Raw genomic sequence first — 25,869 nt, forward strand, 5'->3', positions numbered from 1 at the left:
CCTCACCTTTCATAGCCCACAGCTTTCTTTTCCGGAACATTTATATCCTCGTCAGGCTCGCAGTCGATCACCTCGTTTTCATGTTTATCCATATTGAGCAAAATGTTCAGCTCTGCCAGTCGCGCAGACTTGGTTTGCAGCTCCTGTTCCTTTTCAAAGGGTATGTCAATCTGTTCTTTAGCTGTTTCCATCTGCTGGCGAAGAGTGTTTAATTGCTCCCGGCAATACTCCAGTTTTTTAGGCATTTCAGCAAGGGCATTGTTAAGTCGGGTAATATTCCCGTAAATGTCCGTGCCCAGTGACACTGTATGGCTTAGAGCGCCTTGCAGAGTGATTTGATATTGCTTATGGAAGCTGTCAAAGGAAAACAGCATTGGAAAACCCATGTAGCTGCCCAGCTCCTGCGGTTCGGGAGAAGTCATTAGCTTACATGCTTCCAGAATTGCCGCGCCTGCCTTGGCTTTTTCAGTGTAGGCAACGTTTTTCACCGTCATGCCTGCAAATTGGCTGTCTTCTGTGTTGCCTTCGGTGGGTTCCAATACGCCGTGCAGCTCATACAGGGCAAGATCTTTTTCATAGCCCGCAATGCGTTCCTCGGTGGTTTTGATCTGCTGCGGATAGTGCTTGAGCAATCTGTCTTCCAAAGCATAACGCTGGCTTAAGTGGTTGGCTTTCAGTAATTTCAGCTTGGAAACCTGAATGTCTAAATCCATCTTCTCTTTTATAAACGGGTTACCTGTCGCCAGTGCCTTGACTTCGGCATAGGAAAGGGCCGTTTCATCAATGTCCTCGGCGCTTCGCACGGGGGATTTGCTGGTCATAATCTGGGAAATAAACCGCTGTTTATTCTCCAAAACCTGATAGAGATAGGCGTCAAAGGTGTTTTCCGTCACATAGCGGAAGATATGCACCTCGCCGTTTTTGTTTCCCTGGCGGACAATCCTGCCGCTTCGCTGTTCCAGATCACGGGGACGCCAAGGACAGTCCAGGTCGTGAAGGGCAATCAGTTTATCCTGCACGTTGGTCCCGGCCCCCATTTTAAATGTGGAGCCTAACAGGATTCGTACCTGTCCCTTGCGCACCTTGGCAAACAGTTCTTTTTTCTTCGTTTCCGTGTCGGCATTATGGATGAAAGCAAGCTCATCGGCGGGAACACCTTGAAAAACGAGCTTTTGGCGTACATCATCGTATACGTTGAAATTCCCATCGCCTTTGGGTGTGGACAGGTCGCAGAACACAAGCTGAGTGAGACTCTTATCTCTGTTTTCCCGCCAGAAACGGAACACATTTTCCACGCAGGCGTTTACCTTGCTGTCCTCGTGATCGGGAAGCATGGAGCTCATCAGCCGTTGGTCAAGAGCCAGCTTGCGGCCATCGTTGGTTATTTTCAGCATGTTGTCCTCATTAGGCTCTACCATCCGGTTGCGCACCCGTTCGGCGCGCTCCGCAAGCTCGGCCACCATATCCTGCTGAAATTCACTCGGCTTGACCGCAACATTATGGTAGTTGGCTTTCGGCACGGGAAGGTTAAGCATGTCCGCGGTCTTGATGTCAGCGATTTCCTTGAACATGTTCATCAGTTCCGGTAGGTTATAGAAGCGGGCGAACCTGGTTTTGGCCCGGTAGCCCGTTCCCTCCGGTGCAAGTTCGATAGCGGTAACGGTTTCCCCAAAGGTAGATGCCCAACAATCGAAATGCTGGAGTCCGTTTATGCACAGGGCCTTGTATTGGAGATACCGCTGCATAGTATACATCTCGGTGATGGAGTTGGAAATGGGTGTTCCTGTGGCGAAGATGATGCCACGTTCCTCTGTCAGCTCATCTAGGTAACGGCACTTGGCAAACATGTCGGAGGACTTCTGTGCCTCAGTCTGGGACAGGCCTGCCACGTTGCGCATTTTGGTGTATAAGAACAGGTTCTTGTAAAAATCGGCCTCGTCCACAAATAAGCGGTCAACGCCTAATTCTTCAAAAGTGACGACATCATCCTTGCGGCTGGTGTCATTGAGCTTATCCAACTTCAGCTTTAAGGTTTTCTTTGTTTTTTCAAGCTGTTTGATGGCGTAACGCTCGCCCCGCTCCTCCTTAAGTTCCTGGATACCGTTGGTAATCTCCGCAATTTGCTCCTGCAGCTGCCGTTTTTGGCGATCAGCGGAAATGGGAATTTTCTCAAACTGGCTGTGGCCGATAATTACCGCGTCGTAGTCGCCGGTGGCGATTCTGGCGCAGAATTTCTTACGGTTTTTGGTTTCAAAGTCCTTTTTCGTCGCTACAAGAATGTTGGCTGATGGGTAGAGCTGTAAAAATTCCCCGGCCCACTGCTCGGTCAGGTGGTTGGGAACGACGAACATGCTTTTGTTGCAAAGCCCCAAATGCTTGCTTTCCATGGCAGCCGCCGTCATCTCGTAGGTTTTGCCCGCGCCGACACAGTGTGCCAATAAAGTATTGCCGCCGTACAGGATGTGAGCGACCGCATCCACCTGGTGCTTACGCAGAGCTATTTCTGGATTCATACCGGTAAACCGGATATGGCTGCCGTCGTACTCGCGGGGACGGATGGAGTTAAAACGGTCGTTATAGAGTCTTGTCAGCCGTTCCCGGCGCTGGGGGTCTTTCCATATCCAGCTTTGGAACGCTTCCTTGATAGCCTCCTGTTTCTGCTGGGCGATGGCGGTTTCTTTTTTGTTCAGTACACGCTTCTCAGCGCCGTCCTCATAAACCGTGTCGAAAATACGCACATCCCGGAGATTCAGGGTTTCCTCGATAATTTTGTAGGCATTGATGCGTTTGGTCCCGTAGGTGACGTTGGCTTTGATATTGTCGCTGCGGTCGTCGCCTTTACCCTTAACATTCCAGTTGGCGGTATAGGAGGAATAAAAAACGTCGATATAGCGTCTGAACATATGCGGGGTTTCCAGAAGTTCAAAAATGAAATCCTTGACCACCTCAGGAGGCAGCCAGGTCGCGCCCAGCCGAACGTCAATTTCCGAGGCGTCCAAATCTTTCGGCTGTACCGATTCCAGCGCCGTGATGTTAGGGGCGATCTGCGCTGCAAAGTCAGGCCGTATCTGGGCAAGTCCTCTGGCAAGGCAAAGCTTATTCCTGACATTGCCGGAAAGATATTCGTCGGCTGTAACAAAGGGGAAACGGGATATATCAAAAAAATCTTTCGGTACATGCGCCGGGTCTTGTTCTCCAAGGCTGCGGAAGATGACGCCTTCCAGGTCTTTTACAAGCTGTTCCTCGGAAAGCCCTGTGAGACCTTGCATGAAAACCATATCCACGCAGGCTTTTTCCGCAATGGAAATGGCCAAGGCTTCGGTGGCGGTATCCACATGGGTGACGACGGTGCGCTGTTTGATGGTGCGCTTGGTGAACATATCCGCCTTGCGCTCCAATTCGCCGTTCTCGTCCAGAATCTCCAGAGAGCAGAGCAGGCAGTAGGAGCTGTCGTCGGAGAAGGCCATGTTGTTGCCGCGGCTGCTCAAAAGTCCATACTTTGCGACAAAGTCGTCATACAGGCGGTTCAGCTTGCGTTGCTGTTCCCGGATAATTTCGTCTGAGTAATCCTCGGTTTGGTATTCGATGAGTTCACGGACACAGTTCCGGATGGCGATCATGCCCTTGATTCGGTTGGCCGCCGTGACGGAAACTTCTACCTTGTTCATCCGGCTGTTTTCGCGGTAATAGATTTCGCTGTCCACCAGGCAAAAGCTGAAATTTCGTACATTAGGATCTGCCGGGATGGAAGTATCTGCTTGTTCGGTGACATCATCAAGTTCATATTCCGTGATTTCCGCATGGATGTTTTCCAGCGCCTCGCGCAAAAGCTCAGCAAGGTCAGCACCCTCATAAGGGATACAGGTGGTTTCGCTTTGATTGCCGTACATCCGGTCGTCAAAGGCCATCGTGCCCAGCACCATGTCCGGGTTGGTGGCGAAATACTGATTGATTGGCACGCCATCCTCAGTCATGGAAAGATGCACCCAATCCGGTTCAATGTCGATAACCCGGTCGCGCTTTTGCAGTAAAAGGATGTCTGTCGTAACCTCGGTTCCGGCGTTGGCAAGGAAAGCATTGTTGGGAAGCCTGACGGCTCCCAATAGTTCGGCCCGCTGGGCGATGTACCTGCGGACTTCGGGGTTCTGCTTATCCATCGTGCCTTTGGAAGAGATAAAGGCGATTATGCCTCCGGGCCGCACCTTGTCTAAAGTTTTGGCAAAAAAATAATCGTGGATGTAAAACTTGTACTTGTCATACTTTTTGTCCGCCACCCCGTAGCTGCCGAAAGGCACGTTGCCTATAGCCAGGTCGAAAAAGCTCTCAGGCAGGTTGGTTTCCTCAAAGCCCTGCACCGCGATACTGGCTTGCTGGTAAAGCTGTTTGGCCATACGCCCCGTGATGCTGTCTAGTTCGATGCCATACAGTTTGGAGTTTTTCATGCTCTCCGGTACAAGGCCGAAAAAGTTACCGATACCGCAGGCGGGCTCCAAAATATTGCCTGTCTTAAAACCCATGTTTTCCAGACAGGCGTACATGGCCTTGATGATGGTGGGGGAGGTATAATGGGCATTTAAGGTGGAGGCCCGGGCGGACGTATATTCCTCCTCAGTGAGCAGTTCCTTCAATTCGGTGTATTCCTTCGCCCACTGGCTGTTCTGCTCGTCAAACACCTGCGAGATGCCGCCCCATCCGACGTATTTCGAAAGGATCTCCTGTTCCTTCGGGGTGGCAAGGCGGTTTTGTTCCTCCAGTTCGTTCAATAGCCGGATAGCGGCGACATTCCAGCCATATTTGGTTTTTTGGCCGCCAGCGCCCAGGTTGTCGTCGATGATTTGGAAATCGACGCGTAGTTGTTTTGGCGTTTCCGGCTTAAGGTCAATGATGACTTTTGATACTTGGCCATTCCGAGTTTTTTGCCACACGGGTTCTTTCGCCTGCTCTAAAACGCCGCGGACGAACTCAATGCTCTCCCTGCGGAAAATGGGGAAGCCGGTGTTTTGTTGGAAGGTAATATCCCGTAGGCTGACCGTTCCGGCTCCCTCATTAATGCTGTCTATGGAATAGTGCCGGTCCTCAATGGCAAATTCTGTACCTACAGCCATTTCTTTTTCGGGCGGTTGCTTTTTCGTTTCTCCGGCTTGAACATCTGAAAGATCTTCATCCAACCCCGTCTTGAGTTTTTCACTCTCGCCGCCGCTGTCAATGGTGTCGCCTTCGTGGGTAATCGCCGGATCGCCAGTTACCCGCACCCAGGCAGGGGCGTCGAGGTCATCGGCATGAAGGGTAACGCTGTCCCTTTTTTCTGTTAGATAATCTTCATAAGTTCGCTGGAATACATCCTCGGCAAGCCATTCCTTAAACTGGGGCAGGGTGGTATAGGCTTCATAAAAAGCCGGGTGTTCCTCCCGCATGGAAAGGACAATGCGATCGATGACCTCGCCTAACTCCCGTTCGGCGCGGTCTGGATCGGTATCCCTGTCCCGGAGGTATGGGTAGATCTGGTCAGTTCGTATCTTATTGACGATTTGAGGCAGATACGCCTGGAAAAGCGCACGGGGGGATGCGGATTCTGTTTTTTCTTCGGCTGGTTGCTCCGGTGCCTTCTCGTGTGCAATAAGATGGTCGTTTAAGGGATTTTCCCGCAGCATCCGGTCAAAGTCATCCCGTGCCAGCTCTTTGCTGAACAGCGGAAAGCTTATGTCCCGGAGAATGACCTTGCCTCCGTCAAAGAAAAAAATCTCATATTCATCCGCGCCAAGATACAAAGTGTCGCCAAGAGAGAAGGAGTAATGGGCATTTTTCCTTGACGGAGGCTCTGGTTTTTTGAAGGGGGCTGGTTCCCGGTTCAGGATTTCACGGGCGTAGGCTTGCTCGGCAAGCTGTTGCTGGCGTTCCTCCATCTGTTGCTCATAAACAGGCAGGTATTCCTTTTCCTTGCTGTTTAAGTAGCGGTCGGCGGCAATCAGTTCGCCAAGGCGTTTTTGCACCTTTGCCCAGGGTAGAATTATTTTTATGTCAGGTTCGGTGTGCTTTCCTCTGCTAAGGGTGATGCCCTTGGCGTCGTGCCATTCGTCGATATCGGAACCGATCAGAACGGGTGCGCGCCCGCCTATGCCGTATTCTTTTTTTAAGAAGTCAATTGTTTCTTTTGCAGAAACATTCTGCTGAAAGTGCAGACAAATCCGGTATTTGCCGTCCTGGATACCGCTTCCTTGCTGTAAAACCATATCAATAACTTCCTGGGGAATAGAAAAAGCGGAGGATTTTTCTTCCTCCGCCTGTTCGATCAGAGTTATTTGCTGCTGCACCGAGGGCAATGCCGGTTGATCAAGGAATTCGTTCAGCAATATCATGCTGCCGAAGTGTCCGGCAATGACGCCCCAGTCGTAATACCCTTGGGATGTTCTTGAGGTGTAACTGCCTTCCCAAAGATGAAGAACGTTTTGATAGGTCTTGTACCCTACATGTTGATCTTCACCGATAATCAACTCTGTATTATCGTTATTAAAGATGCTTTGAATGTATTGGGTACGCTCGCTACTGTCCTCGTGGACAGTATAAAAATCCATAATTTCCTGCTTTGTCGCTTTCAGATGGGGTGTGGAGCGGAGTATTTGATTGATAAGCGGCGTGGAATGGAAAAACGGAAGACTTTTGTCCTCCGTTTCCCTGTCATACCATGCTAATTGTAAATCAGCTCCGCCAGGACTGTTTCCTCCGCCGAATGCCGCAGGCTGTTCATGTGTCCCGTCCAGCCCAGCGGGTCGGTCGACTTGTCCGGCGCGGGACTTCTCTGCAAGAGCTTCGCCATGATCTGTTCGATGTGCTCCTTCGCCGTCCGGTCGATCTCCGTCAGGTGGTTGTTCAGCTGGCCAGACAGCATCAGGCTGGCGTACATCCCTTTCCTGTGGTTCTTCAGATATGTTTTGCGCAACATCCCATACTTGCCTATGGGCGTTGCTTCCTCCGGCAGCGTCAGGTCGGGTATCAGATAATCGCCGTGCAACGTGTAAGTCAGTTCCATATTCATCAATCCTTTCAGACTTTTGAGCTTGCTTTACGCTTTCATTGTGCGGAACATCCTGATTTATTGCAAAGGTGCGGTTTTGTTTTTTCTCCTCGATTTGCAGTTCCTTGACCGTCGTCTCGATTTCCCGCAGGAGCATTTCAGAAATATCGCTCGTGGCGGTTCCCAGGCGGGAAACGGTATCCAGCGTATTGAAATTGGCAACGTCCTGAAAATCCTCTAAAGTCAGGTATTGATCGGCATTGCAGCCGCAGCGGACTAAGAGCATGTAGGCTACGGAGCTTTTTAAAGCGTTTCTGAAATAGATTTCGACATTGAGGTCGTCCAGTTCCTCCAAAAAACTGTTCTCCCGAAAGGAAAGCAAGTCAGGCAGATAATCCGTAAAATTGTCCTCCACCGCATTATGAGCGGCTGAAAGCATGGCGGCAAGCAAGCTGCTTTTATCGCCCAGGTTGCCAAAGGCATTCTCCAGCGTTTCCGTTACGGCTTCGACGTACCGGTCCCGCATTGTCCAAAGGATGGAGGGACGGTTATACCGGCTGTTTGTGTCCGACACGTCGAACACATGGCGCAGGCTCAATCGGCCCCCGTTATCATTGATAAGGGCAATGCCCTTTGCCCCGCGGTTGACCCAACGGCCCAATTTTTGATTCCATATTTCGATGGGAGCGCAGGCTGTAGCTTCGGGTCGTTGCGCATAAATCAAAAGCTGGTCCTGAAACGGGTATTTATAGTTCCAGGCAGCCGTTTTTAGAAAGGAGGTCCAGTTGACATAGTTTCTTGTGATGCTGCAGGCTGTTGTCTGCGATAACTCTGTAATTAACTGCAATTTCGTTACCAACGTTTATCCCTCCTTCCTTAAATGAGAATTGGTTGTGGATAGCTTTCCTGTTTGCTCCGAATAACAAGGCCCTTTATCGTTTCAGACTTCGTTTTTCCTTTTTGAGAGCGGGCTGTATTTGTTTGCCCTTACCTTTATCGTGAGCCGTTCTTTTGCCTTTTTATAGCAGTAAGCATAGAAGTTATAGTCGCTCTGCTGTAACCCTCTAACGCTCCGGGACAGACTTTTTCTTCCCGTTCTGCCTCGCCGGGTTCTCGCCGCCGTTTTGTTCCTGCCGTAGACTTTCCAAATGATGGACTTCATCCAGCGCGCGGTTGCACAAATCTTCAAGAGCCGTCAGGCGGTCATTGCAGTAATGGCCCCAATAATAATCCTTTTCATCCTTTTTGACCTTCCAGGTTACAAATTTGGCGGGAGCACTTTCGCTCTGCCCGATGACAAATTCAGCATTGCCCACGCTTAGCCGGTCGGTGATGGTATACCCGGCATTAATCTCCTTCTCCATAGCCCAACCCCCCTAACGCTCCTGTTCGCATTTTTGCTGTTTTGCCTGCCGCTCGCGCTGTATCTGTTTCAGGCGTTCTTTCGCCCAATCGGGCATATATTCTGGCTTGAGCGTACCTAAAATGTTCTCCCGGTTCCAGCGTGATTCCTTGCCGGAATAAAGGTTGACGGTATAGACCGCCCGGCCCCTGGAATTGCCATGAACGCCAAAACCGCCTATGGCCAGCACAAGTTGCTTGTCGGTGGTGCGGTATTCGGGACGCAGGCACTCCGCGCGGATGATTACCACCTTGTTTTCAATGTTCTCTTTGTAATCGCTTGGGATGCAATGCTTCAAAGTAAAAGGCTGTAAAGGCACAGTAATCTTGTTCCGTTCCGCTTTAACCGCTTCAAGCTGTTTTCTTACGCGTTCGGTAAACTCCGTCATCATTTCCAGATAGTCCGCGCTTCCCATAGCATCACTATATTGGTCAACGCCTAAAGGGTTATCCCAGGAACAGTTGCACACAATATACGGGCACGAGGTTATTTTCTCATCTACCAGAAAGAGGATTTCTTTATCGCCGACATGGATGGCGTGTTTTACCTCATAGGTATCAACCATGCGTTTAGAATCATCCATTTTGCTATCACTCTCCAATCAAATGGATGGCGGAATAGGGATGGTATCGCCGTCCCGTTCATAAAAAAAGCTCCCTGCGTTTAAATAGAGAGCACCATTACAGGCCGAAAAAGAAGGGCGGTTGATGTTTTCGCTCCTTCTCGGTAGCCTGAACTTTGTTATCCTTCTGTATCTCCTTATTACCCGTATGAACATGGCGAATAAGGGTACGAAAGACTTTCAGCTTCTTTTCTGCTGTCTGTTTCATAAAAAGATTCCTTTCTGGGATGAATTTAGTGGTTTACCAGACGAAGAGTATTTCTTTTTCGGCTGGTAAATTTTGAGGGGAGGGGTGTGGGGAGGGGGAAGCAGCAAGTCCCCAATTCGATGACTGCAAACAAATGGACATACCACCCCCTTGGCATACAATTTCTATAAGGTTGTTACTCTTCAAACAAAACGCACTTTTTCTTGCTGCATTTACTGTGATGCTTGACAAAGTAAAGACAGTGCTTGCAATCCCGTTCTTCTACCGTTTTAGTAATAATACTTTTGCGGTCAAATTCCGGTTTTTCCTGCATGATGCGTTCGTATTTGCGCAACTGTCCTTCTGTAAAGTACATGGAGGCACCTCCTTTTAAAAAAGGACAATAAGAAATGCTCCTGCTGATTTGAGAGCAAAATGATTATTTTTATGCAGCTATATTGACCTGTTTCATCGCTCCTGCTGCTCCCGCTGGCGCTTCTTGTACCAGCTTTCCAGAAGCTGGACAACTAACTCCTCCTTTTGTTTTTCGGTAAAGTTTTTAGGAAAATAGCGGTCGATACGGTCACGCTGAATATGGAATCTTTCTTTTTGATTGGGCTTTTCTTCCGTGAGAATGGAATATATGACATCTGCGTTCAGCCTGCCTTCCTGGCTGAACTTCTTTATCCGCTGTGCTTGTGATAGGGAAGGGGTGCAGTCCTCCGACTGTATGGTATTGTAAAGATCCTGCTGTTCATTTTCGGATAGGTAGGAGATTTCCACCGCTGGATTAAAAGCAATCTCTTTTTCGTCTACCATTTCAAGAATAGAGGGGAGCAGGGAGGTAAGGCGGATATAGCGGGAAATTTGATTCCGGCTTTCTCCAGCTTGTTCTGCAAGAATTTCTCTGGATTCTTTACCGAAAGAATTACTCCCAACTTGGGCGGAATTTTTACTCGGCCTGCCTGCTTGCCGTTTCATGGCTTCCAGTTTCATCTTATATGCAAAAGCTTTTTCGCTCGGCAGAATGCTTTCCCGTTGCAAGTTGCTGTCAACCATAATAATTGTAGCGGCATCGTCGTCCAATTCACGGACAATACAGGGCATTGTTTCCTTGCCCGCAAGTTCGCTTGCTTTTTTTCGCCTGTGTCCGGCCACCATTTCATAGCCGCCCTCCGATTTAGGGCGTACAAGGCTGGGAACCAAAACCCCATACTGCTTTACGCTGTCTGCCATTTCCAGCATAGCTTCATCCGTTTTTACGTTAAAAGGATGGCTTGGAAAATCACTGATTTCCGAAAGGGGAATATCCAGAACCTTTTCCCGCTGACTATCTGCGCGGTTTTCCTCCGTGGTAAATAATTCATCTACCGAGGTCAGCTTGATGCTGTTTCGCACGTCGTTTTTCGCCAATGTCCTGCACCTCCTTTGTAAAGGCTTGATAGGCCTTGGCGGCTATTCCGTTCGGATCGAACGCATAAATGCTTTTTCCCTGCGCGCTTGTTTCAGCCGCCCGGATGGACAGGGGAATTTCCGCTTGAAAAACTCGCAGCTTGTCGCCGTAGTCCCGCCGCAGGACAAAGGAAATATCCTTTGCGAAATTGGTGCGGTTATCCACCATTGTTAGCAACACACCGTCAATGGTAAGTCTGGGATTGATTTGCCTTCTCACCCTGGCAATGGTCTGTAAAAGCTGTGTCATTCCTTTAGCGGGCAAATAGTGGGCCTGGACGGGAATGATTACGCTGTCTGCGGCTGCAAGGGCGTTGATGGTCATCATGCCAAGAGAGGGCATGCAATCTATTAGCACATAATCATACCTGTCTTTGACCGTGTTGATATATGTGCGGAGTATCGTTTCCCGGCTCATGGTATTGACCAGCGACACCTCAATAGCAGACAGTTCAATGTTTCCCGGCATCAGGTCTACGCCTTCTGCATGGTGAAGAATTCCTTCGTTGGCTTCATACGGTTCCTCCGTCATGATTTTGGTCAGGACGCTGGCCAATGAAACAGGAAGATTGTCTGGCTCTTGATAGCCTAAAGAATCCGTCAGATTGCCCTGTGCGTCCGAGTCCACCAGTAATACTTTTTTTCCTTGCCTGGCAAGTCCGATGCCCAGATTGACTGCTGTCGTCGTTTTTCCAGTGCCACCTTTTTGATTGGCTAAGGCGATTACTTTCGACATTGAATTTTCCTCCTTTCACGCAAAAAAGCCGCTTGCTCTATAACAGAACAAACGGCTCGATCCTCATTGTTGCAACTCTCTATTAAACAAATATTCAATGACACTCTTTTTCTGAAGAAGGTATGCATTACGGCGTCTAATATACTTTACCTTGCCGGACTTGCACCATGAAATTATTGTACTTTTTGAATGACCGGTGACTTGTTGTATCTGTATACCTGTTAACATATCTGGATAATCTGCGAATTGCAGTTCAAGATATTGCTTGTAATTTCTAACCTCATTTATGGCTTTTAGCTTGTAATAATTTTTATAGAGATCAGGCCGGAGTTTGAAATTATACCGCCTGATTTTGCCCGGCAAAAATGGGTTGTTATAATGATTGGGCAGATAGTATTTTTCAGGATTTTTGTCTCTATCTTCTAAAAAGAAAATAATATCTTTCAACGCAATTTTATATCTGCGTGTCTTTTTGCCAGAATCAATGCAAGGAATAAGGCCATTTTTCAGATAATGACGCGCTGTATTTTTGCTAATATGGCATATCTTATAGAATTGATCTTTCGTTATAAATTCGGGATACCTATCTATTAGAAAGCTATAGTCAGACACTCACAGCACCTCGCTTTGACATGAAAGTATCAAAGAGTTGCTCATATTGTCTGGCTTGCTCTTTATGCACGTCTGATTTCCTTGTTATGTTCCTATAATACGGGCCGGTTAAAAAATCAAGGAAAGTATCTTTTGTTATAACGGACCCCTTACCTCTACGAAATAATTGTATTCGCTTGTTTTTAAAGCTCAGAGGCTTCAATTCATTGCGCAGTATCCAATTGTTTACTGTTGTTTTTGAATATCCGGTAAAACGCATTACATCAGAAACTAAAAGCAGTTTAGGGAATTTACGCAATTGTTTTTGGTAATAACGGCGCAAACCTTCAATAAACTCATTTTCTGATTCAGCGAAGCACATCGTTTCGTATTGGTATCGCAGAATGTCGGTAATCTTTATCCGTTGTCTTCTTCCTTCTGATGTGTTTATATATTCAAATGGAATCATGCCTTTTTTTTGGATGGAGTAGGCCGTGGATGTGCAAATACCCAAGATGACACACATTTCTTTCTGTGTAACATATTCAGGATAACGATCAATTACTGAAGAACAATATTCATCAAAATTCATTTGCTTCACTCACTTTTCTCGAATTTGTCAACGGCAAGTGGTGAAAGCGAATCTAAGAGTTAAAAATGATAGTTTTTTCTAGTTCTATCCGAGTTCTATCCAAAACAGGTTTTGGATCAACTTTTTCGTTATTTTTTTACTATGTTCTACTTTCCTTGTAAATAAGAAAAAATTCTCTGGAAACCTGATCCTATAAGGGTTTTGTTGGTTTTTATCTACATGCATTTACCGCTAACTTCCACTATTTTCTCTTTTAATTTGACCACTCGAAATGCGGTTGTCCGCAAGGGCACGTGGGTTCGAATCCCACCTTCTCCGCCACTGAAGATAAAGCTTCATCGCAAGATGAAGCTTATTTTAATAAAGAAGAAGGTGGGATTCGAACGGGCGGCCGCTCCGGCAGTACCATGGCCTGACGGCAAAGTAAATTAGTTATTAAATAGTTTGTCCCCATACTTAGCATATAACGAGTTGAACCAAAGCTTGTATTGCTCTCGCTTTTCTTGTTTATTTTTATACATCTCATTATCAGCATTCCTATAAATGTGGTCTAAGCTGTCATTATGAGCATCCCCTAATGCAGCACCAATGGAAAAACTCACAGGCAAATAAGAGTTTTCTTTGTTATGTTTTTCGAGTTCAAATTCGATTCTCTGACAGACCTCTTTTAATGAGCCAGGTGAGCAATTTGGTAAAACAATTGTAAATTCATCACCACCTACCCGGGCAGCAACGTCGTTTTCCCGGATAGAACGACGAAGTATTGAAGCAGTGGAAGTAATAAGCAAATCTCCGGCATGATGTCCCAAAGTATCGTTTACCACTTTAAGCCCGTCAACATCACATTCTATAATCGCTACTGGATTAGACCTGCCTGAACACAGTCTTAACAATTCTTCATTAAAGAATGCTCTGTTGTATAATCCTGTAAGATCATCGTGAAAACTGATAAATTTTAACCTGTCCTCAATTTGTTTTCTATATGTTAAATCCGTAAATATGATCACTGTACCTTTATATTTTTCACTTACGTCCAACATGCGGTGAAAGTTTATAACCAGATTCCTGGTTCCTAATTCGAGCATTTTCAAATTCTTTTCAATGGATACTTCAATATCATTTCCGTTGATAAAAGCAGTAAATTCTTCTGCAAGCCAAGGGAATACATGTACTAAATATATTTCATGTTTTTCATTGGAATAATAAGATGTCCCATCAATTCCCGCAGACTTGAGGAACTCTTTAGCTGCATTGTTCATGTTGTCAATCATATTATTACTATCCAAAATGATTGAAGGAGTTGGAATACTTTCAAATATTGTTAAATACTTATTTTTTTCATTCGTCATCATACGATTCGTATTTTGAAGACTTAACGTAAGTACTTCCTTCTTCTCGTTGATCCACTCACTGCTAAAAGCTAATTCTACACGATCAAAAAACCGATTAATAAACAATAAAAAGTAATCACAATCTATATTTTGTTTCCTATAGGTTTCTATTATCAGATCGAGATAGGATTGACGATAATATTTCATCAATCCTAAAAACATTTCCAGGGTAACTCCACGTTTGCGATGAAGCTGTGCCTCAAGTATCCCAAAAGAACCAATTGGATCATTTGCATAATCTTCATCCACATTTAATTCAGGTATAGATTCACAGGACTTGAGAACTGAGATTAAAGCTTCGGATAACCCGTTAATTGATGTACGCCAAGCTTCTTCCAGAGTAGAGGTATATTTTGTATAATTATGCATTTTTGCATATTCTAAGGTACGTCTAATTAAAAATGTTTGATTTGATTGGATCAACTCAACCGGTTCTTTCATCATATTCCCTCCTCTCCTTTAGAAAAATTAATTAAGTTTATTTAGAATCAATGATTCGACATTAAATGACATACTCCTTTCCATCGTATCAAACTATACATTTGGGATTATGCAGATCCATATTTCCTAATTTGATGGGACTTAATTCCTAAATATTAAGGAAGAAAAAGGAATTAAATTAATACTGTAGAATTATAGATTTTACATAGTTGATCTTATTTTTTACGTTATTTTTAGTTGAGAGTAAGTTACTCGTATGCAAACGGTGGTATGAAAGGAGAAAAGACCATGAAACCTCGTTTATCCAGAAATATTGCAATCGCGATATGTGCAGTCATTTTTTGTTTAGGCATAGTCACCTATGGTTATGCGCAAAATGCTTCCTGGCCCGGATTAAAAATAGGCGAGGATAAAACTCCTTATGTTGCTGTGGCAGTGAACGGGGAGATTTCTGGCGATAAAATTATCTTACATTGGGATCAGGTTGATCACCCCAAATTTTCCGGCTATAAAGTGGTGATTTCAAAGAGCAATCCGAATCCGAAGTATCCAGATGACGGGTATTTATACTACATTACTGAAAGGACCATGACCAGTGCGGTGATCAATAACAGTGAAGCCTATAAAAACGGAGACTTTGGCGAGAAACTTGTCCCTGGTGAAAAATACTATTTTAGCATCACGGTGCTTTATTCGGATAAGACCGTTCCGGGTGACAGCCTGCAACTGACGTATCCGATCGGTACGGCTGTCTCTTCACCGGAACCTGCCGAGGAAGCTATCGCAACGCCGGCCGAAACAACACAACCCACCAAGGAAACACCGGCTACAGAAACAAAACCTGCTGTCAAACCAGTTGTATCCTCCTCTTCCTCTTCAAAGGCGCCTCAGGTAACCGTTTCTACGGACAACAACCGGCTTATTGTCAAATGGAATCCGATTTACAGTGAAAGCTTCCAGGGCTATAAGGTCATTATTTCCAAAAATAATTCCAGGCCGGCCTATCCCAGCAGCGGTTATTTGACTTACATTACCAATCAAAGCACCAGCCAGTGGGTAATCGACAACAGCACAGCGTATCACGGCGGAGACTTTGGCAGTTATCTGACTCCCGGACAGGCATATTACGTTAGTGTGACGGCTTTATACAGCGATGGCAGGGTTGCCGGAAATGCCGTCCATGTCACGTATCCGGCCGATGGATACGATTCACTAGCTGAGAAGGAAGGTGTCCGACAGAGCCTAGATCCGATTGCCATATCGGCAACAGCCAGCGGCAGTAATTTGATTTTAAGCTGGACAGCTTCAGAAGCAGCAAATTTTGAAGGCTACAAAGTGGTCATTTCAAAGAGTAATCCTAACCCAAAATATCCAAATGACGGTTATCTGGAATGGATTACAGACCGGAACAGGACTTCGGTGACAATAAACGCCGACACTTATTATCAGGGTGATATCCAGGGTAATTTAGTTTCCGGTGAGTACTACTATTTCAGTATCAGCATCATTTACGACGGATGGATCATTGTTCCGGGACCCGCGCAATATGTCATGATCCCTTAGTTGAGGAAATCTTCAGTTTCGGCCCGTTTTTCATGGTGAAAAGCGGGCCTTTCTATTGGCTCGAAACATATAATGCAAAAAGTAAAAAGCTAAAAAAGTGCTTTTTTTTTGAGCAAAATCATATATTATAAAGTAGGTAGTTATAAAAAATTTATACTTGTAGAATGGAAGGATGGGAGAGAATGTTGCCACTGCTGCTTGCACTGCTGCCGATAGCAGTCATTGTTGTTATGCTTATTGTGTTTAAAAAGCCAGCCCATACCAGCGGAATTGTGGGTTGGCTTGCTGTTTCTCTTGTGGCGTTTTTGTTTTTTCAGACGTCGGGAGAAGTCATTGTACGCTCGACGCTGGCCGGTCTGATTAAATCTTTTTCAGTATCACTGATCGTAGCCACATCGCTGCTGCAAATGGCCTATATGGAAAAGACAGGGGCCTTAAAACGAATTATTATATTTATTAAGACCTTAGCCAGTGAAAACAGAGCCGTTCAGATCATGATGATCAACATTGGATTTGGAACGCTGATGGTTGCCGTCGGGGCAACTCCTGTATCTCTTCTGCCGCCTATCTTGATTGCGATGGGATACTCTACGTATGTGGCCATAGCTTTACCGGCGATCGGATATGACTCCCTGTGTACGTATGCTTTACTCGGCGCCCCGATCGTGGTGTTTGTGGATATCGCGAACAGCTTTTTAGGAAAAGGCAATGAAATTACCCTTTCTCAAGCCGGAAGCATCTTCTTTATGTTTTTGCCGGTTGTATCTACCCTGATCGGCTTTTCGATGCTTTGGATTGTCGGAAAGTGGAAAGCCGTCAAAGAAGGGATCGTCCCGGTATTGGTTACGGGCATTACCATTTCGATTGTCGCTTATTTTACCAATCATTATGACAATCTGGTTGTCCTCACAGGAGTCTTAAGTGGTTTTGCAGTCATTCTTGTAATGATCCTGTACCTTAAGCTAACGGGTAAAAAAATTATTGATCGAAGCCGGCTGACGCCAGAAGAACTTGCCTATGAAAAAGAATATCCTTTGTGGAAAGCCATTATGCCCTGGCTGCTTTTGATCGTTCTGATTCTGGCACTTAACCTGCCGAAGGAATCTTTCGATTATTTATACCGGACACTGACGCTCAGCATTCCCGGCTTATCTGCAGACGGCAAGCCGATAGCAACCCGAGCTTTATGGAATGCCTACACCTGGATTCTGGTCAGCATCTTGATTTCGATCCCGATTATGCGCCCAAAAGCCGCCCAAATTAAAGATTCGATAAAAGTTTGGTGGCGAAGGGCACCAAAACCTGTTTTCTCAGCAGCGATCTTCTTTGCGATTGGTGAAGTCATGAATATGTCTGGATTTAATATGGCTTCCAATCTCAATGCCGCACTGCCGAAAACACTGTGCCCAAGTATGGTGAAAGTACTCGCAGACTATTCCGCGCAGGCTTTTCATGGAGCCTACGGAGCTATTGTAAGCTTTATTGGATTATTCGGAGGATTCATTACCGGAAGTGAAGCTTCGACGATTGCGATGTTTGCGAAATATACCATGTCAACAGCAACGAATCTTGACTGGGGACTTAAGGGTATTATCATCGTTACAGCCGGGTTAGCCTTTGGTGGAGGACTAGCCAGCGTAATTTCCCCGGCAAAACTCCAAAATGCGGCCGCATCTATTGATAAACTTGGTGAAGAAAACAAAGTGATGCGCGTTGCCTTTATTTTTGCGCTCATCATGTCAGCAGTGACTGCTGCTGTGGTGGTCGCCTTGCTTAAGTTCCTGGTGTAATCGGGAGATCATATCGTAAATAAGAGTCTATGCTAAAATATGATCCTTCAGTGTCCCGATCTCTGAGAAAGAACGGGTCATCTAAATACGAACAAGGACTTCACAGTTGTGAAGTCCTTGTTCGTATTTTAGATATATCAGTTTTATATCAGCCTGAATTATCCTACGCTGACAGCGGGCTGATTTTTGCTAAGCCGTTTCATTTCCAGCGTTATCAACGTTGCTGTGATCAGAACGGATAAGATATCTGCAATCGGGGTAGCCCGCCAGACACCCTCAATTCCCCAAAAATGAGGCAGGACCAAAAGAAGCGGTATATAGAGCAGTACCTGCCGTGAAAGGCTCAAAACAGATGATTGAAGCGGTTTGCCGACTGCCTGAAAGTAACTTGAGCAAATAATTTGAAAACCAATCAGTGGGAACATGGTAAAAAATACCAGTATCACGTGAGTTGCCAGTTCTGTAAGCGCCTTATCGTTGTCACTGAACAAGCCAATGATTTGTTCGGGCCAGAAATGTATGACCAGATAGCCGGCAACAGCAATACAGGTGCTCGCGATGATGGCCTTCTTCAATGCTGCCTTAACTCTTTCAAACTGCCCGGCTCCATAGTTAAAGCCTATGATAGGCTGAGCACCCTGGCTGACACCGATAATCGGCATAAAGAACAATGTTGAAATACTCATAATGACGCCGATGGCAGACAGCGCTAGGTCGCCGCCATAAAGCATGACACTCTTATTCAGAAGCATATTCTGCAAACTGTTGGCAAGTTGCATCGCAAACGGAGCAAAGCCAATAGACAATATGGCCAGATAGATCGGAAAATCCGGTTTTAAGTTTTTCAGGCGGAGCTTAAGCGTGCTGTGGCCGAGAAGAAAATAGCCCAATACCCAAAGCGTCGTAATGAATTGGCCCGAGACCGTTGCGAGTGCGGAACCCGCTATACCTAATCCCAAATGGAAAATAAAAATGTAATTCAATACCCCGTTAATCACAGCACCGAGAATTTGCGTCAGCATCGCAATTCTGGGGTTTCCTTCAGCTCTGATAAAATTGTTCATGCCAAAACCGATTGTGCTAAAAACGGATCCTGCAACAATAATATTGGTAAAATCAAGTGCATTGGGCAATACTTCCTGATTAGCACCAAAAAAGACTAAGAGCTGTTCTGCAAAGGAGAAATAGAAAGCCATAAAAAGGAGCGGAAGCATAATCAAGAGAGTAAGTGCATTACCTACAATTTTTTCGGCTTCTTCTTTTTTCTGTTCTCCGAGCCGGATGGAGATTAATGCTGTTGCACCAATACCAACTAGCATCGCGAGTGCCATAAACAGAAGCATAATTGGGAAGGCCACTGTCGTTGCAGCAATCGCAAGTGTACCGACGCCGCGGCCCACAAAAATCCGGTCAACAATATTATATAAGGCATTCACCAACATACCGACAATCGCCGGCCAGGAAAATTGCCATAATAGCTTCCCAATGCTTTTATTACCGAATTCAAAACTTTTATCCATGTACAGTCTCCTTCTACAGTTTCTTCATAAACTGGGCTACATTTTTACCTAAAGAACTCAGGTAAATAAAGATTTCCGCTTGTCGTTTTTATCCTCTGAACAGATTATCGGAAAAACGATAATTATTCATACTAGCATTTTTGTTTGAATATTTCAAGGAGTTTTTTTAAAATATTCTTGTATGCATTTGTCAAAAAAATAAAAGGACTTCATTCTATAGAAAAATCCTTTTCATTTTGAAAAATACTAATATTATTCTGTTCCTAATATTCCTGATCGCCGAGGAGCGTCGATAGACGGACCCCAAGGGCTTGAGTGAGATGGAAAAGTGTTTTAATAGATGGATTTGTTTTATCTCTTTCGATCTCACATAGATAAGAAACGGAAATACCGGCAATCTCAGCCAGTTCCTTTTGTTTTAAATGCTTTTTCTTCCGAATCTCCCGGATTTTTGAACCAAGGGACATAACACCACCTCCGTCTAATAATTACGCATATAGCGTAATTATGCAATGATTAAATTTAGCCGTCTGCTAAAAATAGGTTCCAATCCCAAGAAAATATAGGATATTCTTCCACATTGCGCGTGTTTACGTCAAAAATGTATAGCAGCTCAGTAGACCTGGCGTTTTTCAGCGATTATACTAGTATTAATTCGCTATTATCGAAAATTTGGAGGAAATTGCGTTGACTGTCGGGGATAGGATTAAAGAACAAAGAAAAGAAAAAAAGTTTACACTTCGTAAGCTTTCTGAAAGAAGCGGTATCTCCATCTCTTATTTGAGTGATATTGAACAAAACAGAAGAAGGCCTTCTTTAGACCGGCTGACAGATATTGCCCTGGGTCTAGGAGTATCGGTATCCTACCTTTTAGGTGAACAAACGATGGATGCGGGCTCAGAACCTGAGTATTATTCCCTGGCGGATAAAAGCGTTCATTTCAGGGAAGTTTTAGAGAAATTGGACGACTTTGATTTCTGGGAAGAAAAAGATCAGGAAGAACTGCTGACGTATCTGCAAATAAAAAAGAAGATCAGGGATTCCGACCTCTCCTGAGCTGCAGACCGGCCTTTAAACGGATACGAGGCGTTCTAAAGACACCTTTAATCAAAAAATAACCGCATATATAATGGTAAAAGAGGGAATTAATGGTCCTCTTTTTTTGCGTTTTTTGATTTGATGTGGTAAAATCGGTTAAAGTAAAAAAATGTAGAATTTTGTCACCTTGAGATACAGGACAAAGATTATGGGAGGATCTCAAGCATAGAAAGATTTTATTCTGACAAAATAACAAAAGATGATGGCGAAAAGCTGTCAAAAGTCCTTAAGGAGGAAAGACCGTGTTTCAACAGAAAAGGATTGGCCGTTTTCTGGCTATGTTCCTGGTAGCATTTACGATTGCTGCACAGGTGATGTTTGTCGGGACAGCCGCCTTTGCCGAAGACAGGGAAAAAGTAAGCCAAGAAGAATGTAACGTCGTTAGTGCAAAAGAAGATCAAACATACAGACAAGAGAATTTAGCACGAATTGCCAGAGACTATCAGGTCGACCCCGAATATCTAGCGTATATTGCGAGCGTTGAAGAGACCTTTCAGCTGGAACCTTATGAACTGTTTGCCTTAATTGCCCAAGAATCAAAATATGTGCCTGCCACCAATATGGATGGCGGATCCTTATCCTACAATACGACCCAAATGAAATTGGCTACAGCTAAAACGGCCTACATGGCCATCACCGAATATTATCATAAAGAGATCCCTTATCCGAACGGGGAACTCCTGTCGGCAGACAAATATTATGCGACCTACTTAGCCGGTGGATATCTGAAGTATTTAGAGGATGTCTATATGAATAAATATGAATCGTACACGGCATATCGATTGGGGATCAACGGCAGGTTAACCTTTTACGAGAATAATGGGCATTACAAATCGGCTTATGCAGTTCAAGTCGAATCTTTAAGCCGTTCCTTTGCCCAATAATTGTTACAATTAAAAATTCAAGTATACTTTTTCCTGGCAAAATTGAAAAGGGATTTTCACCGTGAACGCGGTGAAAATCCTTTTTTAATGGTTTAGTGGCTTATATAGAAGAATTTCTATCTGGTATATTTCGTTACAGCCATTTATTAATTCACCATATTCCAGGCGGAATCCGAAGTCATTCCTTCAATGTCTGGATAGGCGCTTTCGCCATGTTGGCTGATATCAAGGCCTGTTTCCTGTTCTTCAGTCGTTGCTGCAAGAGGAGTAATGAGACTGATGACTTTAAGGATCAAGAAGGTCATGACGCCGCAGTAAGCATAAGTTGCGAGGATGGCCAAAAGTTGTATCCCAACCTGGGAAAATGACCCGGAATAGAAAAGTCCATCCGCACCATTGGGGTTTAGAGCCGTGGTGCAAAAAATGCCGACAGCCAGGGTTCCCCAGGTCCCGCCAATACCATGAATACCAAAAGCATCATCGTAACCCAGTTTAACTTTCAGCCAAGCGACTGCAAAGTAGCACAAACCTGAAGAAACCAGTCCGATCAAGACCGCAGCAAGCGGAGTCACGTAAGCGCAGGCAGGTGTGATGGCGCCGAGCCCTGCAACCATGCCTGAGACAGCACCGAGTACGGTTGGTTTGCCATGAAGCAGTTTTTCAATAATTATCCATCCCAGTAGTCCGGCACAGGCAGACAGGTGCGTAGTAGTCGAGGCAAGCACAGCAATACCGTCTGCAGCCAGTTCACTACCGCCATTAAACCCGAACCAGCCAAACCACAGGAGACCTCCGCCAAGAATCACATATGGAATGTTATGTGGGATAGCCTGTTCTGAGTCTTTATGGTAGCGTTTGCCAATATACAAAGCGGCAATCAAGGCTGAAAAGCCCGAACTAATATGGACAACAATCCCTCCGGCAAAATCCAAGACGCCCAGATCAGCCAGCCAGCCTCCGCCCCATACCCAATGGGTAAGAGGCACATAAATCAAAAGGCTCCACAGGGAGATTAAAAGGATATAGGCTGGAAAGCGCAGTCTCTCCGCTGTTGCTCCGGTCATAATAGCTGGAGTAATGATTGCAAACATCATTTGATAGAGCATAAACAACATATGAGGAATTGTTGCACTTTCTGTTTTGGGATTCAGACCAACACCTCTTAAGCCTGCATAGTCCAATCCGCCAATCAAATGCCCGATATCCGGCCCAAAAGCCAGGGTATAACCGATAACAATCCAGAGAATCGAGATAATTCCGATTGCAGCGATGCTTTGCATCATGATCGACAGGACATGGCGTCTTTTGACGAGCCCTCCATAAAAAAAAGCGAGTCCGGGTATCATTAAAAAAACTAGGGCGGTGCTGAAAAGCATAAAGGCAATATCGCCATAATTCATTACAATCTCTCCTTTTTATCCTTGCCATCCTTGCCAGCAGATTTTTGACATTCATGGCATCGCGACATTGGTCCAGTCGAATTACTTTATCGTCCGTGACGTATTCAACACCGTGAAGGCTATTTAGACGCCTCCACGCTTCCTGTTCCGCCGTCCATAGACATCAAAAAAAGAAGCCCCCAAAAAACCGGCCTGCAGGCTGGCTTTTTTTGTGGCTCCTTTGCCTAAGAAAAATATAATGAACACTCAGCAGGCTGTAAAGAGATAATAATGATAAATAATGTATACAGACAAATATACTGTATACATTATTTGTTGGCGAAACGAATCTTATTTTCAGAAGGGATAGTTTGCTTAATTTGAGATACATAGGCCAGCATCTCTGCATAATCTGCACTGTCCAGCAGCGGATCCTGCCCTGACTGATAATTGGCCAGGGCCTTTGTCACATTTAAGACGCGATATGTCTTCGGACCGGCTCTTGGAGTTTCATCAATCCAGGTCGGATAGTATGCAACATGTGTGATAACTGGTTTTTCAGCAGAACGGATATCCAGAAAAATATCAACCATGATGCCCATATTCGCCGTATCTGTTTTTTGATCGGAAATAAAATTTCCCTGGGCATAGATCACCAATCCTTCTTTTTCTTTACCAGTGGACTTGCTTTTTACTTGGAGAAAGGTGATCGGCTGGACAGCATGGACATGATTGCCGGCGATGATATCAACCTCCGTATTTTCAAAGATCCAGGTGGCCAGATTAATCTGTTCAGCGGAGGGTTTTACGGCATACTCCGTTCCCCAGTGCAAAGAGGCAATAACTAAGTCTGCTCCCAGAGCGCGCGCCTTCTCAGCATCCCTAAGGATTTTTTCCCGATCCAGATAATTCACAGCAAAAGCTTTATCTTCAGGAAGGGTAACCCCATTGGTGCCATAGGTATAGCTTAAGAAAGCGATACGCAGGCCGGAAATTTCCTGGATCAGAATTTTCTGACTGTCTTCGGCGGTCTGATAGGTTCCCGTATGTTTCAGACCAGATTGATCCAGAAAATCGATCATCCGGCTTAGGCCCGAAAAATTCCGGTCTAAAGAGTGATTATTAGCGGTAGAGACAACATCTACACCAAGTGTTTTCCGGACAGCGTCAGCCACTTGTTCCGGGGTATTAAAAGAAGGATAACCGCTATAAGTCATTTCCTTCCCGGCCAGGGTCGTTTCAAGATTGGCAAGAGTCAGGTCGGCGAGCCTTGTATCCTCCCCGATTTCTTCAAAAGAAGGTCTAAAATCATAGCCTCCGCTTATCTTGGCTGCCTCGTATTGCGTTGGATGGCACATGATATCCCCAAGCAGCGTAAGTTTAATTTGCGTAGATTCAGCAGCCTCAGGTTCAGAAGCAGCGGTCTCTGACGAATTACTTTCAGAAACGGCATCATTGGCGGCAGGCATCAGTTCTGTGGATTCGGAAGCCAGCGGTGTCTTGGCTTTTTCCCAAACGGTAACACTAAGAAGTAAGATCACCGCTGCAAATATAGGAAGCCAACGTTTTCTTAACATAGCCATCACCTAAATTCTTCACAAATTTGTTAACCAGCGTTCACATTAATGACACATAGAGTGGATAAAATAGCATCATCAAAAGATCGTTGGAATATGCGACAGGGGGTGAGCATGTGAGCAAATATCGCCAGGAAATTAAAATGAGCATCAATAACTTCGACAGAGCAGTACTGGTCAACCGTTTAAATAGGGTGCTTCCCAAGGACAAACATACCGGGCCGGAAGGCTTTAATACCGTCAGAAGTCTTTACTTTGATGATATTAATGATACGGCATTATTGGAGAAGTTGATAGGGGCTAAATATCGGGAAAAATTTAGAATCAGAACATATGATCATTCTACAGCAATCATCCGGCTTGAGAAAAAAGTCAAGAACGATGGGTCAGGCTTTAAAGAGAGTGCGATTTTGACCGAAGAGGAATGTCAAGACTTAATCAACGGCAACTATCAATTTTTGAAAAATTGTCCGGAAGCTGTATGCCGGCATCTTTATACGAAAATGAGAACTGGCCTGTTTAAGCCAAAGACAATTGTAGAGTATCAACGGCAGGCCTACATATGGGAACCGGGTAGGGTAAGAATCACGATCGACGGTGATGTAAAAACCGGACTCGCTGCAACCAGCTTTTTGGATTTTACCACCCCACTGGCCTATGCTTTAGCGAGTGATACAGCGATTCTGGAAATTAAATATGACTGTTACCTGCCAAGTCATATTGCCAACCTGATTCAATTAGACAGCAGACAGAAGGCAGCAATCTCAAAATATGTTTTATGCCGGAAATACGGATAAAAACGCAAAAGATAAATAAATACAAAGAATGCGGATTAAATGCGCAAAATTGAACCTCAACATCAAAATAATTTAGAATCTTAATGGAGGATAGTATTATGGATGCAACAACGACTGCCGTTACAACGGCGGCTACAGATCAAACATTTACCTTTGCAGATATTTTTAAAAACAATTTTCTTGAAAACGCAGTCACAAATTTTTCTATTGTTGATGTGGCGATTACGTTACTGATTTCTTTTCTACTCGGACTGTTTATCTATGCGGTGTATAAGAAGACGTTCAATGGGGTCATGTATTCCAGGAACTTTAACGTTTCTCTTGTAGGGATGGCAATGATTACCACACTCATCATCATGGGTGTCACGTCTAACATCGTTCTTTCTCTCGGCATGGTTGGAGCTTTAAGTATCGTACGTTTCAGATCAGCAATCAAAGATCCAATGGACATTGTCTTTATCTTCTGGGCCATCGCAGCGGGAATCGTCAGCGGGGCAGGGCAGTATCTGCTGGCCATTAGCGGGTCGATTGTCGTCGGAATCATGCTGATTATTTTTACAAGTAAGACAACCAATGAAATTCCTTATATGGTGGTTGCAAACTGCAATAACGGCGAGGCAGAAAGAATGCTGCTGATAAAGCTGGCGGAGCATGTCAAAAGAATGAAAATTAAATCAAAAGCAGTTCGCGGTGGACAGGGAATCGAGCTTACCGTTGAAGTGCGATTAAGAGTTGATAACACAGATTTTGTCAATACCTTGGCAGCTATAGAAGGAGTAAACGATGTTGTCCTGGTAAGTTATAACGGAGAGCTTGCAGTGTAATCATCCTTTAA

At 45.0% G+C, this 25,869-nt stretch carries 20 protein-coding genes; 6 read left to right on the forward strand and 14 right to left on the reverse strand.

Going from position 1 to position 25,869, the window contains the following annotated elements; genetic code table 11:
* Positions 1 to 2: 2 nt before the first annotated feature.
* The 10 genes from DEHRE_RS15585 to DEHRE_RS00500 form a co-directional block, all read right to left on the reverse strand.
* Entirely contained in the window at positions 3 to 7,871 is a 7,869-nt protein-coding gene (locus tag DEHRE_RS15585) for a DEAD/DEAH box helicase family protein (protein ID WP_025204923.1), read from the reverse strand.
* 205 nt (positions 7,872 to 8,076) lie between these two features.
* On the reverse strand, positions 8,077 to 8,376 hold the full coding sequence (locus DEHRE_RS00455; protein ID WP_025204924.1) for a hypothetical protein: 300 nt from the start codon (positions 8,374 to 8,376) through the stop codon (positions 8,077 to 8,079).
* A 12-nt stretch (positions 8,377 to 8,388) separates the two neighbouring features.
* Complete coding sequence (locus tag DEHRE_RS00460) at positions 8,389 to 8,997, reverse strand: hypothetical protein (RefSeq protein WP_025204925.1); 609 nt, start codon at positions 8,995 to 8,997, stop codon at positions 8,389 to 8,391.
* Between the two features lie 97 nt (positions 8,998 to 9,094).
* Entirely contained in the window at positions 9,095 to 9,244 is a 150-nt protein-coding gene (locus DEHRE_RS14940) for a hypothetical protein (RefSeq protein ID WP_167539420.1), read from the reverse strand.
* Between the two features lie 175 nt (positions 9,245 to 9,419).
* Positions 9,420 to 9,599 carry a hypothetical protein gene (locus DEHRE_RS00470; protein ID WP_015042142.1) on the reverse strand — a complete coding sequence of 60 codons (180 nt, stop codon included), beginning with the start codon at positions 9,597 to 9,599 and terminating at the stop codon, positions 9,420 to 9,422.
* Between the two features lie 92 nt (positions 9,600 to 9,691).
* The gene (locus DEHRE_RS00475) at positions 9,692 to 10,636 is read right to left on the reverse strand and encodes a ParB/RepB/Spo0J family partition protein (RefSeq protein ID WP_025204927.1); all 945 of its coding nucleotides are present in this window, start codon (positions 10,634 to 10,636) and stop codon (positions 9,692 to 9,694) included.
* On the reverse strand, positions 10,587 to 11,411 hold the full coding sequence (locus DEHRE_RS00480; protein ID WP_025204928.1) for a ParA family protein: 825 nt from the start codon (positions 11,409 to 11,411) through the stop codon (positions 10,587 to 10,589). The genes DEHRE_RS00475 and DEHRE_RS00480 overlap by 50 nt, the downstream gene beginning before the upstream one ends.
* 63 nt (positions 11,412 to 11,474) lie before the next feature.
* Positions 11,475 to 12,023, reverse strand: a complete 549-nt coding sequence (locus DEHRE_RS00485; protein WP_025204929.1) for a helix-turn-helix domain-containing protein — start codon at positions 12,021 to 12,023, stop codon at positions 11,475 to 11,477.
* On the reverse strand, positions 12,016 to 12,594 hold the full coding sequence (locus tag DEHRE_RS00490; RefSeq protein WP_025204930.1) for a hypothetical protein: 579 nt from the start codon (positions 12,592 to 12,594) through the stop codon (positions 12,016 to 12,018). The genes DEHRE_RS00485 and DEHRE_RS00490 overlap by 8 nt, the downstream gene beginning before the upstream one ends.
* A gap of 428 nt (positions 12,595 to 13,022) precedes the next feature.
* Entirely contained in the window at positions 13,023 to 14,429 is a 1,407-nt protein-coding gene (locus DEHRE_RS00500) for a sensor domain-containing diguanylate cyclase (RefSeq protein WP_025204932.1), read from the reverse strand.
* A gap of 285 nt (positions 14,430 to 14,714) precedes the next feature.
* Between DEHRE_RS00500 and DEHRE_RS00505 the strand changes: the two genes are divergently transcribed.
* Together DEHRE_RS00505 and DEHRE_RS00510 are read left to right on the forward strand one after the other, a co-directional pair.
* Positions 14,715 to 15,989: a hypothetical protein gene (locus DEHRE_RS00505; protein ID WP_019224888.1), complete on the forward strand. Its 1,275-nt coding sequence runs from the start codon at positions 14,715 to 14,717 to the stop codon at positions 15,987 to 15,989.
* A gap of 182 nt (positions 15,990 to 16,171) precedes the next feature.
* Positions 16,172 to 17,779, forward strand: a complete 1,608-nt coding sequence (locus DEHRE_RS00510; protein WP_019224887.1) for an L-lactate permease — start codon at positions 16,172 to 16,174, stop codon at positions 17,777 to 17,779.
* A 158-nt stretch (positions 17,780 to 17,937) separates the two neighbouring features.
* On the opposite strand, the gene DEHRE_RS00515 is transcribed toward DEHRE_RS00510, so the two are convergent.
* Both DEHRE_RS00515 and DEHRE_RS00520 read right to left on the reverse strand, forming a co-directional pair.
* Complete coding sequence (locus DEHRE_RS00515) at positions 17,938 to 19,299, reverse strand: MATE family efflux transporter (RefSeq protein ID WP_019224886.1); 1,362 nt, start codon at positions 19,297 to 19,299, stop codon at positions 17,938 to 17,940.
* Positions 19,300 to 19,562: 263 nt separating this feature from the next.
* Positions 19,563 to 19,766 carry a helix-turn-helix domain-containing protein gene (locus DEHRE_RS00520; RefSeq protein WP_015042261.1) on the reverse strand — a complete coding sequence of 68 codons (204 nt, stop codon included), beginning with the start codon at positions 19,764 to 19,766 and terminating at the stop codon, positions 19,563 to 19,565.
* 220 nt (positions 19,767 to 19,986) lie between these two features.
* On the opposite strand from DEHRE_RS00520, the gene DEHRE_RS00525 reads away from it, so the two are divergent.
* Together DEHRE_RS00525 and DEHRE_RS00530 are read left to right on the forward strand one after the other, a co-directional pair.
* A complete protein-coding gene (locus tag DEHRE_RS00525) occupies positions 19,987 to 20,355 on the forward strand; it encodes a helix-turn-helix domain-containing protein (protein WP_019224885.1) in 369 nt (122 codons plus the stop codon).
* A gap of 284 nt (positions 20,356 to 20,639) precedes the next feature.
* A complete protein-coding gene (locus DEHRE_RS00530) occupies positions 20,640 to 21,281 on the forward strand; it encodes a hypothetical protein (protein ID WP_019224884.1) in 642 nt (213 codons plus the stop codon).
* Positions 21,282 to 21,427: 146 nt separating this feature from the next.
* Here the strand turns inward: DEHRE_RS00530 and DEHRE_RS00535 are convergent, their stop codons facing one another.
* Both DEHRE_RS00535 and DEHRE_RS00540 read right to left on the reverse strand, forming a co-directional pair.
* The gene (locus DEHRE_RS00535) at positions 21,428 to 22,681 is read right to left on the reverse strand and encodes an ammonium transporter (protein WP_025204933.1); all 1,254 of its coding nucleotides are present in this window, start codon (positions 22,679 to 22,681) and stop codon (positions 21,428 to 21,430) included.
* A gap of 308 nt (positions 22,682 to 22,989) precedes the next feature.
* Entirely contained in the window at positions 22,990 to 24,237 is a 1,248-nt protein-coding gene (locus tag DEHRE_RS00540) for a CapA family protein (RefSeq protein ID WP_019224882.1), read from the reverse strand.
* 116 nt (positions 24,238 to 24,353) lie between these two features.
* Here DEHRE_RS00540 and DEHRE_RS00545 point away from each other — a divergent pair, with 116 nt between their 5' ends.
* A complete protein-coding gene (locus DEHRE_RS00545; RefSeq protein ID WP_019224881.1) occupies positions 24,354 to 25,034 on the forward strand; it encodes a polyphosphate polymerase domain-containing protein in 681 nt (226 codons plus the stop codon).
* A 98-nt stretch (positions 25,035 to 25,132) separates the two neighbouring features.
* Positions 25,133 to 25,858, forward strand: coding sequence for a DUF4956 domain-containing protein (locus tag DEHRE_RS00550; protein ID WP_019224880.1), 726 nt, complete (start codon positions 25,133 to 25,135; stop codon positions 25,856 to 25,858).
* The last annotated feature ends 11 nt before the right edge of the window (positions 25,859 to 25,869 follow it).

Origin of the sequence: Dehalobacter restrictus DSM 9455, from assembly GCF_000512895.1 — a bacterium.
GTDB classification, from domain to species: Bacteria; Bacillota; Desulfitobacteriia; order Desulfitobacteriales; family Syntrophobotulaceae; genus Dehalobacter; species Dehalobacter restrictus.

Coding starts and splice junctions, on each gene's coding strand:
- DEHRE_RS00520 (WP_015042261.1), bottom strand. CDS start 19,766: ATGTCCCTTGGTTCAAAAATCCGGGAGATTCGGAAGAAAAAGCATTTA.
- DEHRE_RS00490 (WP_025204930.1), bottom strand. CDS start 12,594: ATGAATTTTGATGAATATTGTTCTTCAGTAATTGATCGTTATCCTGAA.
- DEHRE_RS14940 (WP_167539420.1), bottom strand. CDS start 9,244: ATGAAACAGACAGCAGAAAAGAAGCTGAAAGTCTTTCGTACCCTTATT.
- DEHRE_RS00470 (WP_015042142.1), bottom strand. CDS start 9,599: ATGTACTTTACAGAAGGACAGTTGCGCAAATACGAACGCATCATGCAG.
- DEHRE_RS00505 (WP_019224888.1), top strand. CDS start 14,715: ATGAAACCTCGTTTATCCAGAAATATTGCAATCGCGATATGTGCAGTC.
- DEHRE_RS00480 (WP_025204928.1), bottom strand. CDS start 11,411: ATGTCGAAAGTAATCGCCTTAGCCAATCAAAAAGGTGGCACTGGAAAA.
- DEHRE_RS00540 (WP_019224882.1), bottom strand. CDS start 24,237: ATGTTAAGAAAACGTTGGCTTCCTATATTTGCAGCGGTGATCTTACTT.
- DEHRE_RS00550 (WP_019224880.1), top strand. CDS start 25,133: ATGGATGCAACAACGACTGCCGTTACAACGGCGGCTACAGATCAAACA.
- DEHRE_RS00535 (WP_025204933.1), bottom strand. CDS start 22,681: ATGAATTATGGCGATATTGCCTTTATGCTTTTCAGCACCGCCCTAGTT.
- DEHRE_RS00510 (WP_019224887.1), top strand. CDS start 16,172: ATGTTGCCACTGCTGCTTGCACTGCTGCCGATAGCAGTCATTGTTGTT.
- DEHRE_RS00455 (WP_025204924.1), bottom strand. CDS start 8,376: ATGGAGAAGGAGATTAATGCCGGGTATACCATCACCGACCGGCTAAGC.
- DEHRE_RS00460 (WP_025204925.1), bottom strand. CDS start 8,997: ATGGATGATTCTAAACGCATGGTTGATACCTATGAGGTAAAACACGCC.
- DEHRE_RS00515 (WP_019224886.1), bottom strand. CDS start 19,299: ATGGATAAAAGTTTTGAATTCGGTAATAAAAGCATTGGGAAGCTATTA.
- DEHRE_RS00500 (WP_025204932.1), bottom strand. CDS start 14,429: ATGATGAAAGAACCGGTTGAGTTGATCCAATCAAATCAAACATTTTTA.